The 14,573-nt window shown below is 71.6% G+C and carries 15 protein-coding genes; 5 read left to right on the forward strand and 10 right to left on the reverse strand.

The features are described 5' to 3' along the window. Window positions 1–59 precede the first annotated feature (59 nt). Complete coding sequence (locus CG740_RS32135) at window positions 60–1,007, reverse strand: helix-turn-helix domain-containing protein (RefSeq protein WP_159030445.1); 948 nt, start codon at window positions 1,005–1,007, stop codon at window positions 60–62. A gap of 89 nt (window positions 1,008–1,096) precedes the next feature. Beyond that, entirely contained in the window at window positions 1,097–1,333 is a 237-nt protein-coding gene (locus CG740_RS32140) for a DUF397 domain-containing protein (RefSeq protein ID WP_100578831.1), read from the reverse strand. 342 nt (window positions 1,334–1,675) lie between these two features. Between CG740_RS32140 and CG740_RS32145 the strand changes: the two genes are divergently transcribed. From CG740_RS32145 to CG740_RS32155, 3 genes are all read left to right on the forward strand, one after another. Next, window positions 1,676–2,380, forward strand: coding sequence for a DUF2470 domain-containing protein (locus CG740_RS32145; RefSeq protein WP_100578832.1), 705 nt, complete (start codon window positions 1,676–1,678; stop codon window positions 2,378–2,380). Window positions 2,381–2,550: 170 nt separating this feature from the next. Continuing rightward, window positions 2,551–3,759: an MFS transporter gene (locus CG740_RS32150; protein ID WP_100578833.1), complete on the forward strand. Its 1,209-nt coding sequence runs from the start codon at window positions 2,551–2,553 to the stop codon at window positions 3,757–3,759. A 44-nt stretch (window positions 3,760–3,803) separates the two neighbouring features. Next, entirely contained in the window at window positions 3,804–4,628 is an 825-nt protein-coding gene (locus CG740_RS32155) for a thioesterase family protein (protein ID WP_100578834.1), read from the forward strand. A 117-nt stretch (window positions 4,629–4,745) separates the two neighbouring features. Here the strand turns inward: CG740_RS32155 and CG740_RS32160 are convergent, their stop codons facing one another. Then, the gene (locus tag CG740_RS32160; protein WP_100578835.1) at window positions 4,746–5,342 is read right to left on the reverse strand and encodes a helix-turn-helix domain-containing protein; all 597 of its coding nucleotides are present in this window, start codon (window positions 5,340–5,342) and stop codon (window positions 4,746–4,748) included. Window positions 5,343–5,429: 87 nt separating this feature from the next. On the opposite strand from CG740_RS32160, the gene CG740_RS32165 reads away from it, so the two are divergent. Beyond that, window positions 5,430–6,065: a class I SAM-dependent methyltransferase gene (locus tag CG740_RS32165; protein WP_100578836.1), complete on the forward strand. Its 636-nt coding sequence runs from the start codon at window positions 5,430–5,432 to the stop codon at window positions 6,063–6,065. A 17-nt stretch (window positions 6,066–6,082) separates the two neighbouring features. Here the strand turns inward: CG740_RS32165 and CG740_RS32170 are convergent, their stop codons facing one another. Then, window positions 6,083–6,505, reverse strand: coding sequence for a MarR family winged helix-turn-helix transcriptional regulator (locus tag CG740_RS32170; RefSeq protein ID WP_100578837.1), 423 nt, complete (start codon window positions 6,503–6,505; stop codon window positions 6,083–6,085). Between the two features lie 175 nt (window positions 6,506–6,680). Between CG740_RS32170 and eno the strand changes: the two genes are divergently transcribed. Beyond that, window positions 6,681–7,988 carry a phosphopyruvate hydratase gene (gene eno, locus CG740_RS32175; RefSeq protein ID WP_100578838.1) on the forward strand — a complete coding sequence of 436 codons (1,308 nt, stop codon included), beginning with the start codon at window positions 6,681–6,683 and terminating at the stop codon, window positions 7,986–7,988. Window positions 7,989–8,009: 21 nt separating this feature from the next. On the opposite strand, the gene CG740_RS32180 is transcribed toward eno, so the two are convergent. From CG740_RS32180 to CG740_RS32205, 6 genes are read right to left on the reverse strand one after another with little or no spacing between them, the layout of a single operon-like run. Beyond that, window positions 8,010–9,161, reverse strand: a complete 1,152-nt coding sequence (locus tag CG740_RS32180) for an agmatine deiminase family protein (RefSeq protein ID WP_100578839.1) — start codon at window positions 9,159–9,161, stop codon at window positions 8,010–8,012. Between the two features lie 13 nt (window positions 9,162–9,174). Continuing rightward, window positions 9,175–10,026 carry an ABC transporter ATP-binding protein gene (locus CG740_RS32185; protein ID WP_100578840.1) on the reverse strand — a complete coding sequence of 284 codons (852 nt, stop codon included), beginning with the start codon at window positions 10,024–10,026 and terminating at the stop codon, window positions 9,175–9,177. After that, entirely contained in the window at window positions 10,019–11,059 is a 1,041-nt protein-coding gene (locus CG740_RS32190) for an ABC transporter ATP-binding protein (protein ID WP_100578841.1), read from the reverse strand. The genes CG740_RS32185 and CG740_RS32190 overlap by 8 nt, the downstream gene beginning before the upstream one ends. Further along, window positions 11,056–11,910, reverse strand: coding sequence for an ABC transporter permease (locus tag CG740_RS32195; protein WP_100578842.1), 855 nt, complete (start codon window positions 11,908–11,910; stop codon window positions 11,056–11,058). The genes CG740_RS32190 and CG740_RS32195 overlap by 4 nt, the downstream gene beginning before the upstream one ends. Continuing rightward, window positions 11,907–12,866 carry an ABC transporter permease gene (locus CG740_RS32200; RefSeq protein ID WP_100578843.1) on the reverse strand — a complete coding sequence of 320 codons (960 nt, stop codon included), beginning with the start codon at window positions 12,864–12,866 and terminating at the stop codon, window positions 11,907–11,909. The genes CG740_RS32195 and CG740_RS32200 overlap by 4 nt, the downstream gene beginning before the upstream one ends. Next, window positions 12,863–14,530: an ABC transporter substrate-binding protein gene (locus tag CG740_RS32205; RefSeq protein WP_100578844.1), complete on the reverse strand. Its 1,668-nt coding sequence runs from the start codon at window positions 14,528–14,530 to the stop codon at window positions 12,863–12,865. The genes CG740_RS32200 and CG740_RS32205 overlap by 4 nt, the downstream gene beginning before the upstream one ends. Window positions 14,531–14,573 lie beyond the last annotated feature (43 nt).

Here is a 14,573-nt window from a genome sequence, read left to right on the forward strand (position 1 = left end):
AGGCCATGGTCACCCTCGCCTGCCTGCGGCTCTGGCTCCCATGACTTTCCGGACACCCCCTAGTCCCCGGCCCGTCCCTCGTCGTCCGCGAACCCGGCGATGAGGCGTTCGAGCAGAGCCAGCGTTTCCCGCTTGCCGAGGCTGTGCTGGATCAGCTCGGTCATCGAGGCGGCGTGCAGGTCCACGTCACCGAGTTCGCTCAGCCAGGTCCCGCCGCTGTTCAGCCCCTCGGTGTAGACCATGTCCGGCTCGTCCCGCGGCCGGAACTTGAAGACCGTCATCGCGGTCGTCGGCGGGAACACCCGCGCGCAGGCGCGGTCGGTGAAGACGCGGATGTGCACCCGGTCGCGGTTCTCCGCGAGGTTGAACAGGTGCCGCAGCTGGCCGCGCATCACCTTGCGGCCGCCCACCCATTTGCGCAGCGCCCCCTCGGAGATGACCGCCGAGTAGTCCGGCGCCTCGGGCGATTCGAGTATCTGCTGCCGTCGCCGCCGCACCTCCCACCGGCGGTCGATCGTGGGGAGGTCCGGTCTGCCCAGGTAGGGGGCCTGCATGATGGCCCGGGCGTACTCGGAGGTCTGGAGCAGACCGGGCACCAGCGAGTCGGAGAAGGTGCGGATCTCCGTGGCGGCGCTCTCGACCGCCATCAGGTTGTGCAGGGACTTGTCCACCACGTCGCGGTAGTCCGTCCACCAGCGGCGCTGGTTCGCGTCGTCCACGAGGCTCGTCAGCGCCCTCAGGGATTCCCGGTCGTCGTAGCCGTAGAGCGTGGCCAGCCGGGTCACGGTCTCGGTGTCGGGCCGGGCGTCGCCGTTGGCCGTCTCGTACCGGCTGAGCTTGGAGGCCGAGCCGATCGCGCCCGCGGCCACCACGTCCTGGCCGCGCAGCCCCGCCTCGATCCGCATCTCGCGCAGCCGCAGACCCAGTACGCGGGCCGGCGGGGCGGCGCTCGCCCGGGGGCTCTCGGGCTCCTCGTCCGGGACGGGACCGAGAACGCGTGCGGCCACCCTGACTCCTCCAGCGCACGGCGACCGTCGCCGATACGCGCCCATCCTGAGGAACCCGGGTGGCCGCCACAACCCGTCGCTACGGGTTTTCAGCCAACCATTCCGTCGAACTCCCCCTTGCGCGCCCCGTCAAGGAAGGCCGCCAGTTCGGAGGAGGTGAAGACTAACGCCGGCCCTTGTGGGAAGCGGGAGTTGCGCAGTGCCACCTCCCCCTGGGGAAGCCGCGCAATTTCAACGCAGTCGTTGTAGGCGTCGCTCGCGGTCGCCTTCACCCACACCGCGTTCGCGATCTCGTCGGCCCGTACGCCGTTGCCATGGCCTGCCATCAGGTTCCGCCTCTCTCCGTCCGAGCTGCGCGAAGCCCTTGGTGGCCTCGCACGCCGTCGAACTCCCGGCCCCTTCTCCGTCGGGCGCGGACCCGGGCGGTGAAATTTCAGGGACCGAGGAGTGCCGCCGATCGTAGCGATGCCGCGCCGGGCCGTGCTGTCCCTCGAAAGTGGGCAATTCCCGTTGCCCGCAGGGGGTTTCACTTGCCAAGCCGGGCCGATCGCACGCCCCATGCGTCCCTCCCGCCACGTCACTGACGACGAGGCTCGGCGGATAGGTTAGGTTAGGCATACCTAAGCAGAGGGCTTGGGTATCGACGCCGCCTCCCAGGAGGAACCCGCATGCGCCCCTTCCGCGCCCGCACCGCCACGCCGACCGCCGCCGAGCGCGTACGGTCGATCCTCGCGGCGGCCCATTCGATGACCGTGGTGACCGACGAGGGCCGACACGAGGTGTACTGCGCCGGCGATGGCGGTGCGGCGGGCCGTGTGCATCTGCACGAGCCCGGCGACCTGGACCACGGGCAGCACACCGGCCCCCTGCCCGTCCGCCTGGAACTCACCGACATCGCGCCCACCCCGGTCCGCGACCGGATGCGCGCCCGCGTGACCCTCTCGGGACTCCTGAGCGCCCCCTACGATCCGGCCGCGGCCGCGAGTACGTGCGTGGAGTTCGGCGGGGCGTGGATCGAGGACGCCCAGGGGCGTACGGACCTTTCCCTGGACGCGCTCCAGGAGACGGACCTCGACCCACTGGCCACCCGTGAGGCGGGCATGCTCAACCATCTCGTCGACAGCCACAAGGATCTCGTTCCGTTGCTGCTGCGGCTCGTCCGGCCCCAGGTGAAGAGCTCCCTGTCCCGCGTCCTGCCCGTCGCTCTCGACCGCTACGGGCTGACCCTGCGCCTGGAGTACCCCGCCACCCACCAGGACGTACGACTGCCCTTCCCCCGCCCCGTCCAGGACATCGAGCAGGCGGGCCCCCAGATCCACGCCCTGCTGTCCGCGGCCCGCCGCTCCTCCCACTCCAGCCGCCTGCCGGCCTGAAGGCGCCTGCCCGCACCGCCCGATGCCCGGCGCGCGACCGCGCCGCATCGCGGAAAAACGACATCACCCCGCCTCCGCGCCCTTGGTGTCGGAATCCTGCCGGAGGCGGGCCACCACCCCTGCTGGACTGGTGATCACAGCCCCAAGTGACACTCTCCAGAAGGGGATCCATGTCCTCCGCGACCGCAGCCGTCGAACCCTCGGCCACATCGACCACCCGCTCCCCCCTGCTCTCCTGGCTGGCCGTGCTCTCGGTGACGATGGGGATCTTCTCGATCGTCACCACCGAGATCCTGCCCATCGGCCTGCTGACGTCCATCGGTTCCGGCTTCACCGTCTCGGACGGCATGGCCGGCCTGATGATGACGATGCCCGGCTTCCTCGCCGCGATCTGTGCGCCGTTGGTGACCGTGGCCGCCGGGCGCATCGACCGCCGGACGGTGCTGGGCGCCCTGATCCTGCTCCTCGCGCTGGCCAACTTCCTGGCAGCGACTGCGTCGAGCTACTGGCTGATCCTCGTGTCACGCGTGCTGGTCGGCATCACCATCGGCGGCTTCTGGTCCATCGGCGCCGGTCTCGCGGGCCGGCTCGTACCGGCGGCGCAGACGGGTCGGGCCACCTCGTTGATCTTCTCGGCGGTGCCGCTCGGTTCCGTACTCGGCGTTCCGCTCGGTACGTTCGTCGGGGACCTCGCGGGCTGGCGGACCACCTTCCTGGCCATGGGCGTCTTCACCCTCGCGGTGTTCGTCCTGCTGCTCCTGGTCGTGCCGGCACTGCCGGCCGGGCGAGGGCCGCGCCCCAGCGTGCTCGGCGGGATGTTCCGGGGCACCAACACCCGGTACGCACTGGTCGTCACCTTCCTCGTCGTCCTGGCGCACTTCGGGACCTACACCTACATGACTCCCTTCCTGGAGCAGGTCACCGGTGTGAGCCCCGCGCTCATCACGTTCCATCTCCTCGCCTACGGAGTCGCGGGCATCGTGGGCAACTTCCTCGGCGGCTCCACCGTGGCCCGCTATCCGCGGGCCACCTTCGCCGCCGCTGCCGCGGCGATCGCCTGCGCGACCCTGCTGATGCCGCTGCTCGGCCGCCGGGACTGGGGCGCGGTGACCCTCCTGGTCCTGTGGGGTGCCGCCTACGGCGCGGTGCCGATCTGCTCCCAGACCTGGTTCGCGAAGGCCGCCCCCGCCTCCCCCGAGGCCTCTTCCGTCCTGTTCACGGCGTCCTTCCAGGCCACCCTCTCGCTCGGCGCGCTGGTGGGCGGGTTCGTGATCGACCGCTCCTCCCCGTCGGCGGTCATGGTGGTGGGCGGCTGCGCCGCCGTTCTGGCGGTGCTGGTGGTCGCGGTGCACGGCGCCAGGAGGATCGCGTGGGCCTGAGTCCCCTTGCCGCGCAGCTGCCCCATGGTCTACAGATTTCCGCCATGAGCCCTGAACCCGCATCCGCTTCCCCCGCCCCGCCCGCGTCCTTCTACCGGGAACTCGCCGACGGTAGCTTCGAGAGCACACCGGCGACCGCGGGCCCGTGGAGTCCCAAGACCCAGCACGCCGGCCCCCCGTCGGCGCTCGTGGGGCGGGCCATGGAACGGCACCCCGGGCGTTCCGGTGCGAGGATCGCCCGCGTCACCGTGGAGCTGCTCCGGCCGGTGCCGGTCGCGGACCTGCGGGTGGAGGTGCGGGCCGTACGCACCGGCGCCCGGGTCGAGCTCCTGGAGGGCGAGTTGACGGCCGACGGCGAGCCGGTACTGCTCGCCCGTGCCTGGCGCATGGTGGCCAGCCCCGATGACACGCCCTCGCTGCGGCACGGGCCCGCCGCACCGCCGCTGCCGGGGCCGCGGCCCCTGGGGAGCATGACGGGGGCGTACCTGGGCGGCTATGTCTCCGCGATGGAGTGGCGGTTCGAGGACGGCCGGAGCTTCGACTCACCCGGCCCGGGCACCGTCTGGGCCCGCCAGCGCGTCCCGTTGGTGGCCGGGGAGCAGGACACCGCCCTGACCCGGGCCCTCACGCTGGCCGACAGCAGCTGGGCCGTGGCGTTCGAGCTGGACCACCGCGAAGGCCTGGTCATCAACACCGACATCACCCTCGCCCTGCACCGCGATCCCGTCGGCGAATGGCTCTGCCTGCGCTCGGAGACGGCGGCCAGCCCTGCTGGTTCGGGCCTGGCCACGGGGCTGATGTACGACGGCTCCGGGGACTGCGGGCGGGTGTTGCAGACCCTGCTGGTGACAGAGCGCAGAGCCGGCTGAATCCGGGTGGCGGGTCCGCGGGGCGTCCGCCCTCCCGGACCCGCCGCAGATACCTTCCCCCGCTCCCGTCCCGGCACGACGCGGACGCCGCACGCCGACGCAGACGACGTGGACGGATCAAGACGGCTTGGACGACCTGGGGGAATCGCCCCGCACATGGGCGCGCACCCCTTGCAGGCCGAACAGGACGAGAAGCTCCACCGCGCCGCCGTCCGAACTGCCCAGCCAGTGCGGAAGGGACGTGTCGAACTCGGCGGCCTGGCCGGGCGGCAGGGTCAGATCACGCTCGCCGAGCACCAGCCGCAGACGCCCGCTGAGCACGTACAGCCACTCGAACCCCTCGTGTGTCTGCGGAGTCGGTGCCCGCGGTTCGGGGCGGGCGGGAATGATCATCTTGAACGCGTGTACGCCGCCGGGCTGCCGGGACAGCGGCACGAACGTCATCCCGAACCGTTGGACCGGCTTCAGATGGATGCGGGGATCACCGGTGCGCGGGGCGCCGACGAGGTCGTCCAGCGGAACGTCGTACGTCCGGGCCAGCGGCAGCAGCAGTTCCAGGGTCGCCTTGCGCTGTCCGCCTTCGAGGCGGGACAGGGTGCTCTCCGAGATCCCGGTCGCCGCGGCGAGGTCGGCGAGGGTGATCCGGCGCTCGCGCCGCAGCGCCCGCAGTCGCGGTCCCACCGCGTCGAGCACGTCTTCCGTTCCCCGGTCCATGCGCCCATCTTGCCAGAGCGGCAACTTTTCGTGCCAAGCCGCGGTGGCCTGCCGACACTGGGCGCACACCTACCCGAGGAGCCCTCCATGAGTACCCCCGAAGCCGCGGACGCGGCCACGTACTGGCAGGACGTCTACGCGGCACGGCCGGTGCCCACCGATCCCCGGCCGAACGTCCGCCTCACCGAAATCGTCGCGGCCCTGCCGCCCGGCGCCGCCCTGGACCTGGGCTGCGGCAACGGCGGCGACGCGCTGTGGCTGGCCCGCCGGGGCTGGCGGGTGAGCGCCGTCGACATCTCGGCCGTCGCGGTCGAACGGCTCACCGGCCTCGCCGGCGCCTGCGGTCTGGGCGAGCTCATCGACGCACGGCAGCACGATCTGCACGAGTCCTTCCCCGGGGGCCGGTTCGACCTGGTCAACGCCCACTATCTGCACACCCCCCACGCCCTGGACAGGTCGAAGGTCCTGCGCGGCGCCGCACACGCGCTGCGCCCCGGCGGCCGCCTCCTGGTCGTCGATCACGGGTCGACCGCCCCGTGGTCGTGGAACCAGGATCCCGACGCGTACTTCCCGCCCCCGAGCGAGGTAGCGGCCGGCATCGGCGCGGATCCTGCCACCTGGACGATCGAACGAGCGGAACCGTCCAGCCGTGTCGCCACGGGGCCCGACGGCCGGATGGCCGAGGTCACCGATCACATCCTGGTTCTGCGGCGCGCTTCGTGACGAATCGCCCGCTCCCGTCACCGGGTGGCGAGCCGATCGAGCAGGGCGGCGCTGCGGGCGAGCAACTCCCTTTCCGCATCGGTCAGTTCGGCCTCGATGGCCTGTGCCAGCCAGCCGGCCCGGCGACCGCGCTCGGCTTCGAGCGCGGACCGGCCCGCCTCCGAGAGCTCGACCAGCGACTTGCGGCCGTCGGTCGGGTGCGCGCGGCGGGTGACCAGGTCCTGCTCCATCAGCAGCCCCACCGCCCGGGCCATCGACTGGGGGCGCACCCGCTGGTCGGCGGCGAGGTCACTGGTGGTCATCGCGCCGTTGCGGTCGAGCGCACCGAGCACGGCGGCCTGACCCAGCGGGATGCGGTCCTCGTGTTTGACGCGTCGGGTGAGCTTGCCCATCGCAGTGCGCAGTTCGGTGGCGATGGCGGCGGCTTCCGGGGTGGACATAGGGCACTTTAACCCGCTGGTCGGCCGGGTGGCGCGGCTGACCTGCACAGCCATGCTGCACAGCAAAACTGAGCAGCATTGCTGTGCAGTATTGCTGTAGGGTTTGACTCGTCGGGCTCAGCGCCAGCGCTGTCGCAGCCGGAGCCACGGCATACGACAACGGGAAGGAACTCCCATGTCCGCACGCCCAGTTGAAACCGCAGCCGCCGCCATCCGCACCGTCCACGGCCGCCGGATCATCGACAGCCGGGGCAACCCCACGGTCGAGGTCGATGTCGTCCTGGCGGACGGATCCCTGGGGCGAGCCGCCGTCCCCTCCGGAGCCTCCACCGGCGCCCGGGAGGCCGTGGAACTGCGCGACGGCGACTCCGCGCGCTGGCACGGCAAGGGCGTCGACCGGGCGGTGGCCCAGGTCAACGGGGAGATCGCGGCGGCCGTGCGCGGCCGGGACGCGGTGGACCAGGCCGGGCTGGACGCCGCCCTGATCGCCCTTGACGGCACGCCCACGAAGTCACGGCTCGGCGCCAACGCGATCCTCGGCGTCTCCCTCGCCGCCGCCAAGGCCGCCGCGGCGGCCCACCGCCAGCCCCTCTACCGCTATCTCGGCGGCGCCCACGCCCGCCTCCTGCCGCTGCCGATGATGAACATCGTCAATGGCGGTGCGCACGCCGACAACCCGCTGGACTTCCAGGAGTTCATGATCGCGCCCATGGGCGCGGCCACCTTCGCCGAAGCCGTCCGCATGGGCAGTGAGGTCTTCCACACCCTGCGCCGCGACCTGCTGGCCGCCGGGCACTCCACCGGGGTCGGCGACGAGGGCGGCTTCGCACCCGCACTGCGCACCGCCGAAGAGGCCCTCGACTTCGTGGTGACCGCCATCGAGCGCACCGGCTACCGTCCGGGCGCGGACATCGGTCTGGTCATGGACCCGGCGTCGTCGGAGTTCTTCCGCGACGGTGCGTACGACTACGCCGGCGAGGGGGTGCGCCGCACGCCCTCCGAGCAGGTCGACTACCTGGCCAAGCTGATCGACGCCTATCCGGTGGTCGCCATCGAGGATCCGATGGCGGAGGACGACCTGGACGGCTGGCGCGAACTGACCGCGCGCGTGGGCGACCGCTGCCAGCTCACCGGCGACGACGTGTTCTGCACCAACGAGACGCTGCTGCGCGAGGGCATCCGCACCGGCGTCGGCAATTCGGTCCTGGTCAAGGTCAACCAGATCGGGACGCTCACCGAGGCCCTGGACGCGGTGGCCACCGCCCACCGGGCGGGGTGGACGGCCGTCATGTCGCACCGCTCGGGCGAGACGGAGGACACCACCATCGCGGACCTGGCGGTCGCGACCGGCTGCGGTCAGATCAAGACCGGCTCGCTCTCGCGCTCCGACCGGACGGCCAAGTACAACCAACTGATGCGGATCGAGGAGGAGTTGGGGGGCTCGGCCCGTTACGCGGGCCGAGCCGCTCTGCGCCGGGCGTGAACCCCGGGCAGCCCCGCCCGCTCAGGGGCGGGGCTGCTCCCTGGTGACGCAGTGGATGCCGCCGCCGCCCGCGCCGAGGCTGTCGATGTCGAGCTGTTCCACCACGCGCCCCGGGAACAGCTGCCGCAGGCTCGACCTGGCCGCGGCGTCCGCGCGCGCGTCGCCGAACTGGGCCGAGATCACCGCGCCGTTGCAGACGTAGTAATTGGCGTACGCGGCGACGAAGTTGGGGTCACTCGACCGGATGCGGCCGTAGTCGGGACCCTGGATCTGGGCGACGGCGATGGGCCAGCCGTCCGCGTCCTTGGCCGCCGACAGGATCTGGTACTGCTGGCGGGCGTCCTTCGACCAGGCGTCGGTGTCCGTGGCCAGGGGCATCTGGACCAGACCGGACCCGGCGGCCAGAAATCTGGAGGTCGCGTCCACGTGGTCGTCGGTGATGTCCCGCCCGGTCACGCCGTTGAACCAGATCACCTGGTCCGCGCCGTACGCATCGCAGAGCGCCGCCTCGATCTGCGCCTGCTTGAGCCGAGGGTTGCGGTTGGTGTTGATGAGACTGCTGCGGGTCGCCATGAGCGTGCCGTTGCCGTCCGTCTCCACCGCGCCGCCCTCCCCGACGAGGGCCGCCGTGGTGAACGGGACCCCGAGGCCGGCCGCTATCCGCTGCGCGACCAGGGCGTCCTTGGCATGGGTCTGTTTGTTGCCCCAGCCGTTGAAGTTCAGCCCCACGGCGTCGAGGCCTCCCGCGCCGTCGGTGCGAAAGACCGGACCGGTGTCACGCATCCAGCAGTCGTCGACCGGGATCGTGCCGATCACGGTGACGGACGGGCCGCACGCGGTGCGGGCCTTCGCCACACTGGCGGAGTTGGCGCACAGCGTGACGGGCTCGTACTGGGCGATGGTCCTCGCGATGAGCGCGATGTCGGCCTGCACTCCGGCCAGTTGGCGTCCCCAGATGGCACTGCTGTCGGGCCACGCCATCCAGGTACGGGTGTGCGGAACCGCGTCGACGGGCACGGCGAAGGCCGCGGCCGGGGCCGGGGCCGCATGTGCCCTGCCGCCCGTGCTGACCGCCAGGGTCGCACCCGCCGCGGCGGCTCCGGCGGCCGTCAGGAAGGTGCGCCTGCCGAGCCGGCCGGACGCGGGGACGCTTGAAGCGAGCTGGTCGTTCATCTCTGATCTCCGATCAGTTGTGTACGGTGCTCTGTCCGTTGGTGCTGTCGGAAGGGGACGCGGTGTGGTGCAGGGCCCGGCGGGCGGCCGCGATCGCGTGCGGGTCCCAGCCGGGACGCGGAACGGACTCCAACAGGAGCCGCGTGTAGGGGTGTTGGGGCGCGGAGAGGACCTGCTCGGTGCTGCCCGCCTCGACGATCCGGCCCTGTCGCATGACGATCACGTCATCGGTGACACAGCGCACCACCCCGAGGTCGTGCGTGATGAAGAGATAGCCGACGCCGGTCTGGGCACGGATGTCGGCCAGCAGATTGAGGATCTGGGCCTGCACGGACACGTCGAGGGCCGCCACGGCTTCGTCCAGGACGAGGATGGCCGGCTCCACCGCGAGCGCGCGGGCGATGGCGACGCGCTGGCGCTGGCCGCCCGAGAGCTGCCGGGGCAGCGCGTCGCGGGTCCGGGTGCCGAGACCGACCTGGTCGAGGAGTTCGGCGATGCGGCGGGCGTGGTCGGCGCCGGGGAAGTGGAGGCGCAGGGTCTCCCGCAGCGCCGCCTCGACGCCCACCCTGGGATCGAGGGAGAGGAAGGGGTCCTGGAAGACCATCTGCACCTCGCGGGCCCGCGCGAGCCGGGCCACCCGGCCGCGCACCCGACCCGTACGCCCGGTGCCGCGCACCCGTATCTGCCCGCTGTCCGCGGACTCCAGGCCCACCACGATCCGGGCCGTGGTCGTCTTGCCCGAGCCGGATTCGCCGACGATGCCGAGCGAGCCGCCCCTCGCCAGCGAGAACGACACGTCGTCGACGGCCTGGACGCTCCCGTACCGGCGGTGTACGCCGTTGACGTGCAGCACGGTCTCAGCCATGGTCGGCACTCCCCGTGACGCGGTCGCTGTGGTGGCAGGCGACCCGGTGCTCACGTCCGTCGGGGGCAGCCGTGACGGCCCGGTCCTCGGGGGCCTGTTCCGTGCAGATCCCGGTGGCGTGGACGCAGCGGGGCGCGAACGGACAACCCGTCAACTCGGCTTTCAGATCCGGAGGTTGGCCGTCGATCGCGTTGAGCCTGCCCTGCGGTGCGTCGAGTCGCGGGGTGGCCGCGAGCAGGGCCGCCGTGTAGGGGTGACGGGGCCGGGCGAACAGGGCGTCGGCGGGGCCGGCTTCGACGATCCGGCCGGCGTACATCACGTACACCCGGTCGCTGATGGTGGCGGCGAGGCCGAGATCGTGGGTGACGAAGAGCAGCCCGGTGCCGAAGCGGTCGCGGAGGTCACCGAGGAGGGCTACGACCTCGGCCTGGGTGGTGACGTCGAGGGCGGTGGTGGCCTCGTCCGCCAGGAGCAGTGCCGGGTCGCCCATCAACGCGGCCGCGATCATGACGCGTTGGAGCATGCCGCCGGAGAGCTGTCCCGGGTACTGGCGCATCACCGCCGGAGCGAGGCCGACCGCCACGAGCAGCTCCCCGGCACGCCGCTCGGCCTCCTCGGCGGATGTCCCGGTGTTCAGGCGCAGGCTCTCGGTGAGGAAGTCCCCGATCCGGCGCAGCGGGTTGATGGCCGCGCGGGGGTCCTGGAAGATCATGGCGGCCGTGCCGGTGCGCAGCGCGCGCAGCCGTGCGGCGCTCATGGTGAGCACATCCTCGCCCGCGACCCGGACGGCACCTTCGGTGCCGGCGCCGGGCGGGAGCAGGCGCAGCACACTGCGCGAGGTGAGGGTCTTGCCGGAGCCCGACTCGCCGACCAGGGCGACGGTCTCCCCGGCGGCCACGGTGAGGTCGACGCCGTCGAGTACGGGCCGTGCGGTGCGCGGAAGACGCAGGCGCAGCCCTCGGATGTCGAGCACGGGCGAGGCGGTGACGGAGCCCGTGGACGCGCAACTGGCGTGTTTTTCCTGGGTGTTCATCGATCCCTCCTGGCGACCCGGTCGGCCCAGCGCTCGCCGACGACGTTGAACGCGACGACCGTGAGCACGATCGCGACACACGGCCAGATCGCGGAGAGCGGGTAGCCGCGCTGGACGGCGGTCTGGCCGTCGAGCACCATGCGGCCCCAGTCGGGGGTGAGTGCGGGCACGCCGAGGCCGAGGAAGGAGAGCCCGGCCAGGTCGATGAGGGCGTACCCGAAGTTGATGGTGGACTGGGCCAGGACGACGGGCCCGACGTTGGGCAGGACGTGCCGCAAGCAGATCTGCGGGGCGGAGTGGCCCTGCACCACGTAGGCGTTCACATAGGGCCGTTGACGTTCGGCGAGCACCAAGGAGCGGGTGAGTCTGCTGACGTAGGGGAGATAGGCGACGGCGAGTGCGATGACGGGGGCGGTGAGTCCCTCTCCGTACACCGCGACGATGAGGATCGCGAGGAGCATGCCGGGGAAGGCGAAGACGAGTTCCGTGCTGCGGGAGAGCACGGAGTCGAGCCAGCCGCCCCGCCACGCCGCGGTGGTTCCGATGGCCACGCCGGCCAGGGTGGAGAAGGCCACCACTCCGAGGGGCCCGAGCAGGGAGGTGCGGGCTCCGGTGACCAGTCGGGCGAGCGTGTCGCGGCCGGAGGAGTCGACGCCGAAGGGGTGGGCCGCGGAGGGGCCGGCGAGTGCGTTGCCCAGGTCCACGGCGTTGGGGTCGGCCGGCGAGATCCAGGGCGCGAGCAGGGCCGCGAGGACGACGACGGTGACGAAGGCGAGGCACAGCAGGTAGAGGGGTGCGTGAGGGGTGCGGAGCCGGGACAGGCCCGGGCGCCGCAGGACGGCGACGCTCATGCGGCGGACCTCCGGGGGCCGAGGGCGATGCGCGGGTCGACCAGGGGATGTGCCAGGTCAACGGCCAGATTGATCAGCATGAACAGGCCGACCATGGTGAGGGATATGGCCTGCACGGTGGGGAAGTCCTTGGTGGTGATGGACAGTTCGAGGAGCTGGCCGATGCCGCCGACGCCGAACGCCGACTCGACGAGGACGGTGCACACCAGGAGGGTGGACACGATCAGGCCGCCGGTGGTGAGGACCGTGCCGAGCGCGTTGCGGAAGACATGACGGCCCATCACCTTGCGTCGGGGCACCCCCCGGCTGAGGGCGACGGTCACGTGCTCCTGTCCGAGGACCTCGACCATGGCGCTGCGGGTGACCCGGGCGAGCATGCCGATCAGATACAGGGCGAGCGCTACCGCGGGCAGCGTGAGGTGCCACAGCATCTGGACCGGCCCGTCGCCGGTGCCGCCGGCCGGGAACCAGTGCAGCCGGACCGCGAAAAGGCCCTGGAGCAGGACGGCGGCGACGAAGGACGGGGTGCCGACGGCGAGCGTGGTGGTGACCAGGATCGTCGAGTCCACGGCGCCGCCGCGCACCGCGGCGATCCGACCGAGCGCGAGGCCCGCGGCCACCACGAGCACCAGGGCCATGGCGACCAGGAGCAGGGTGCTGGGAAGGCGGTCGGCGAGCAGCCGTGACACATCGGTGCGGTAGGTGATCGAGCGGCCGAAGTCGCCGTGCAGCAGCTGGCCGAGCCAGCGGAAGTACCGTACGGCGAAGGGGTCGTCGAGGTGGTACTGCCGGTTGATGGCCTCCAGCGCGGCCGGGGACGCGGACCGTCCGGAGAGCAGGAAGCTGGCGGGGCTTCCCGGCGCCAGATACATCGCGCCGAAGATCACGAACGAGGCCGCGAGCAGGGTGACCGCCATTTCGGCGAGGCGCCGCAGTCCGAATCTGAGGAAGTTCACCGCGCGGCCCCCACATCCGCCGCCCAGGGGTAGTACAGGTAGGAGATGGTGGTGGGGGCGCCGGTGATCCGTTTGTTGAGGAACACGGTGGTCGGCCACTCGGCGACCGGTATCCACAACACCTGCTCGGCCGCCTTCTGCTGGAGCTTCGCCTCGACGGCGAACCGGGTGGCCGGGTCGTAGGCGGCGCGCGCCTGGTCGACCAGCCGGTCGTAGTCGCGGTCGCTGTATCCGGCGTAGTTCTGGTAGGCGCCGGTGCGGAAGTTGCTCAGGAGGTCCAGCGGGTCGGTGATGGAGTCGTAGTACGTCTCCGGGAAGAGGTCGATGCCCTCGCGTGCCTTGGGGTCGGTGAACAGTGCCGTGAAGGCGTTCGGCGCGATCGTCTTCAGTTGGACGTCGAGCCCGATCTGGGTGCCGGCCGCCTGGAGGGCGGTGGCGAGCAGGGACACGTCCTGTCCGATCGAGCTGGTCGCGACGGTCACCTTCTTTCCGGTGGCCCCGGCCTCCTTGATGAGCTTTCTGGCTTCGCCCAGGTTCGGCTCGGTGGCGGGGAGCCCCGCGAAGGCGGCCTGCCGGGTCTGCTCGGGCGCCTCGGCCCAGGCCGCTCTGGTGGTGAGGGAGTGGGTGACCGTCCCGGCACCGCCCAGGCCGGTCGTGACGAAGCCCTTGCGGTCGAGGGCCAGCGACAGGGCCCGCCGTACCCGGACGTCACCGAGCACGCCGTGCATGTTGGTCACGTTGACGTTGTCGGTGCTGAGCCCCTCGCCGAAGTAGAGCGTGCCCGCCCCGCTGGAGCGCAGCGCGCCGTAGCTCTCGGTGGGGATGAGGTACCCGCCGTCCACCTCGCCGTTGAGCATGGCCTTGGTGCGCGCGGAGGAATCCGTGAGGAAGCGGAACACCACCTTGCCGGACTTGGCCCTGCTCCCCCAGTACGCGGCGAACCGGTCGAGCTCGATCGACTGCCCCTTCTCCCACCTCCCGAGCTCGTACGGTCCTGTGCAGTCGAGGCCGCCGGAGGTGCCGTAGTCCTTTCCCGCCGCCTCGACGCCGGCCTTGCTCGCGACCACGCCCGCGGCGGTCGCCATGTACTGGGGGAACTGGGAGTCGGGGCGCTTCAGTTTCACCGTGACCTGGAGTGGTCCGGTCTTGGTGACCGAGCCGACGTTCTCGAAGACCTGCGCCCAGGACGCCCCGTTGTCGGGGTTCATCTGCCGCCCGAGACTGAAGACGACGTCGTCCGCGGTCATGGTGGCCCCGTTGTGGAAGCGCACTCCGGGGCGCAGATCGTAGACCCAGGTCGAGGGTTCGGGGTTGGTCGCCTTCTCGGCGAGGCCCGGAGCCGTCTTGAGCTGGGGCGTCCAGCGCATCAGGCTCTCGCAGACATTGGACAGGATCATGTTCTGCGGATAGTCGAAGGCGGAGATGTAGTCGAGTGTCGGTGGCTCCGCGTACAGGGCCCAGCCGAAGGAGGCGATCTCGCCCTTGGCGGGCGGAGTGCCGGCGGACAGCTCGAAGTCGGCTGCCGCGGCCGGGGAGTTGGTGCCGGGCGGTCCCGCGCAGGCGGACATCAGGAGGGCGGCGGACAGGGCCGCGGCGATCAGGGCGAGCCGGTGGGGACGGCGTACTCCTGGCCGGGCTCCTGGCCGGGGCGGTGGGGTGGGCATCGGCGCGGTTCCTCTCCGTACGGGCACGATGGGGCGGTGCGGG

It is taken from the genome of Streptomyces sp. CB01201, from assembly GCF_002803085.1.
Taxonomy (GTDB): domain Bacteria; phylum Actinomycetota; class Actinomycetes; order Streptomycetales; family Streptomycetaceae; genus Streptomyces; species Streptomyces hundungensis.